Consider the following 2,662-nt stretch of genomic DNA (forward strand, 5'->3'; position numbering starts at 1 on the left):
GGACAATGCCCGGCACGGCGCGCGCCTGAGGCCTCTTACGGCGGCGCCGGCCGGCCATTGTCCGGCTCCATGCCGTGCAATTGCCAGTAGTGCCGGAACGCGGCGCGTATGCTGCCGCGCAGCACCTCGTCGTCCCATGGTTTCGTAAAGAAGCGATACAGCGCCCCGAGGTTGACCGCGTCCATGATGGTGTCGAGGTCGGGGTACCCCGACAACACGATCCGGAACGTGTCGGGATACATCTCCTTCACTTTACCGAGGAACTCGGTGCCGCTCGTCCCTCTCATGCGCTGGTCGCACAGGATGACGTGAACGGGATGGAGCGCCAGCATCTCGAATCCCTCCGCCGCGCCCGATGCCGTCAGGATGCGATAACCGTCGCGGCGCAGCAGGCGGTTGAGCGACGCGAGCACGCTCGGCTCGTCGTCGATGATGAGCAGGGTACGCGGCGGTGCCGCCGCCAGGTCCTGCGGCAGCGCCAGGGCCGCGCCTTGACGGAGCATCGCCTCGAACTGCTGCGCGGGCACCGCGCGGCTGAAGTAGAAACCCTGCATCTGGTCGCAGCGATAGCGCCTGAGCAGGGACAGCTGGGCCACCGTTTCCACGCCCTCGGCAATCACGTCGAGCTTCAGGCTGTGCGCCATGCCGATGATGGCCTCCGTGATGGCCGCATCGTCCGGATTGGTCGTGACCTCGCGGATGAACGCGATGTCGATTTTCAGGGCATCGAGCGGCAGCCGTTTCAGATAGGCCAGGCTGGAATAACCGGTGCCGAAGTCGTCGATCGACACGCGCACGCCGCGCGCCCGCAGACGCTGGAGGGTGGCGACCGCGCATTCCACATTGTCGACCAGCGCGCTTTCGGTCACTTCGAGCTCCAGCATGCCGGCGTCGATGCCATGCGCGTCGATCGCCTCCAGCACGGCCGTCTCCAGGCCGCCGCCCGCGAACTGGCGGCCCGAGACGTTGACGGCGATATGCATCGGCGCCGACATCACGCCCGTCCACGCTGCAATCTGCCGGCATGCGGCGTCGATCACCCAGCTTCCGACCTCGACGATCAGGCCGGTGTCCTCGAGCACGGGAATGAACTCTCCCGGCGATATCAGGCCGTGCCCCGGACGATTCCAGCGCAGCAGGGCCTCGGCCCCCGTGATGCGGCCGGTATTGATCCCGGCCTTCGGCTGGTAATGGAGCTCGAACTCATGGTTGCCGATGGCCGCGCGCAGTGCGTTCTCGATCGTCAGCCGGCGCCGCGCCTGGACGTTCATTTCATCGGTGAAGAAGTGGCATCGTCCCCGATCCTCGGCCCTGGCCTGGTGCAACGCCGTATCGGCATATTTGAGCAGGGTCGCCGCATCGGTGGCGTCGGCCGGATAAAGCGCGACGCCGATGCTCGCGGTCATCGTGAAGTGCTGCGTCTCGAGGGCGAAGGGCCGCCGCAGGGCCGCCCTGATGCGCTGGTCGATCTGCAGCACGTCATGCTGCATTTGCGGTCCCGCCAGTACCAATCCGAACTGGTTGCCCCCGACGCGGCCCAGGGCGGCGCGCGCGGGGACGCAGTCGCCGAGGCGCTGCGCGAACTGGCACAGCAACTCGTCGCCGCCGACGTGGCCGAGCGTATCGTTGACGTATTTGAAGCGGTCCAGGTCGATCGCCATCACCGCGACCATCTCGCCGTCGCGTTGCGCCTGCGCGAGCGCCTGGTCGAGCGAGGCGTGCATCAGCATGCGGTTCGGCAGGCCCGTGACCGTGTCGAAGCGGGCCAGGCGCAGGCCATATTCGCGTGTCGCCGTGTACAGCAGCCGCACCTCGAGCATATTGCGGATGCGCGTGAGCACCTCGACCTGGTCGAACGGCTTGCTGACGAAATCCCTGGCGCCGGCTTCCAGTGCGCGCAGCTTGTGCGCGGGCTCGGCGGTGACTACGAGCACCGGCAGGTAGCCGTCGCTTTCCAGCGGCCGCAGGCCCTCGAGGATCTGGAAGCCGTTCATGTGCGGCATGTTCAGGTCGAGCACGATGATGTCGTAGCGATTCGCGCGGTGCAGGTCGAGCACGGTGCGCGAGTCGGTAGCCAGCGTGACGCACGTGTACCCCGCGTCTTCGAGCATATAGCCGAGCAGTTTGACGTTTGCTTCCTGGTCGTCGACGATCAGGATGCGGGCACGATGGATGTCGGATAAGGAAATCATGGCCCCTCTTTTCGCTCCGCTATGGTTGGACGGCGAACGGCGCCGTTGGCTTCCAGCGCGCTGTCGATCGCGGCGGAAAATTCTGCGATATCGATCGGTTTGGCGACATATCGGAAAAAACCATTGCTCATCGCCAGTGCGATGTCGTGCGACATGGCGCTGGCGCTGACGGCGATCACCGGTATGTCCGCCGTGGCGGGGTCGGCACGCAGGACCTTGAGCGCGTCGATGCCGCTCATGCCGGGCAGGTGCACGTCCATCAGGATCAGGTCGGGCGTATGCGCGCGCGCCAGCGCAATGCCGAGGTGGGCATCCGGCGCCGACAGCAGGCGCAGGTCCGGGCTCAGCGCGATGATCGATTCGACCAGTTTCAGGTTGGCGGGATTGTCCTCCACATACAGCAAGGTGTAGCCATGGCCGACGGCAAGCGGATCCCGCGCCGCGGCCGCGGGCGGGGGCGCGGGGGGGGG

2 protein-coding genes are annotated in these 2,662 nt (G+C 66.4%); both read right to left on the bottom strand.

Translation table 11 applies throughout. The features are described from left to right. Window positions 1-35: 35 nt before the first annotated feature. Window positions 36-2,192, bottom strand: coding sequence for an EAL domain-containing protein (locus tag ACEN88_RS28810; protein ID WP_413345209.1), 2,157 nt, complete (start codon window positions 2,190-2,192; stop codon window positions 36-38). Then, window positions 2,189-2,662: response regulator (locus ACEN88_RS28815; RefSeq protein ID WP_413345211.1), on the bottom strand; the 474-nt coding region annotated here is incomplete at its 5' end. The genes ACEN88_RS28815 and ACEN88_RS28810, both read right to left, overlap by 4 nt.

The organism is Massilia sp. CT11-108 (assembly GCF_047302915.1).
Taxonomy (GTDB): domain Bacteria; phylum Pseudomonadota; class Gammaproteobacteria; order Burkholderiales; family Burkholderiaceae_D; genus Telluria; species Telluria orientalis.

Excerpts from the sequence above, each read along its gene's own strand:
- ACEN88_RS28810 (WP_413345209.1), bottom strand. The coding sequence starts at position 2,192 with ATGATTTCCTTATCCGACATCCATCGTGCCCGCATCCTGATCGTCGAC.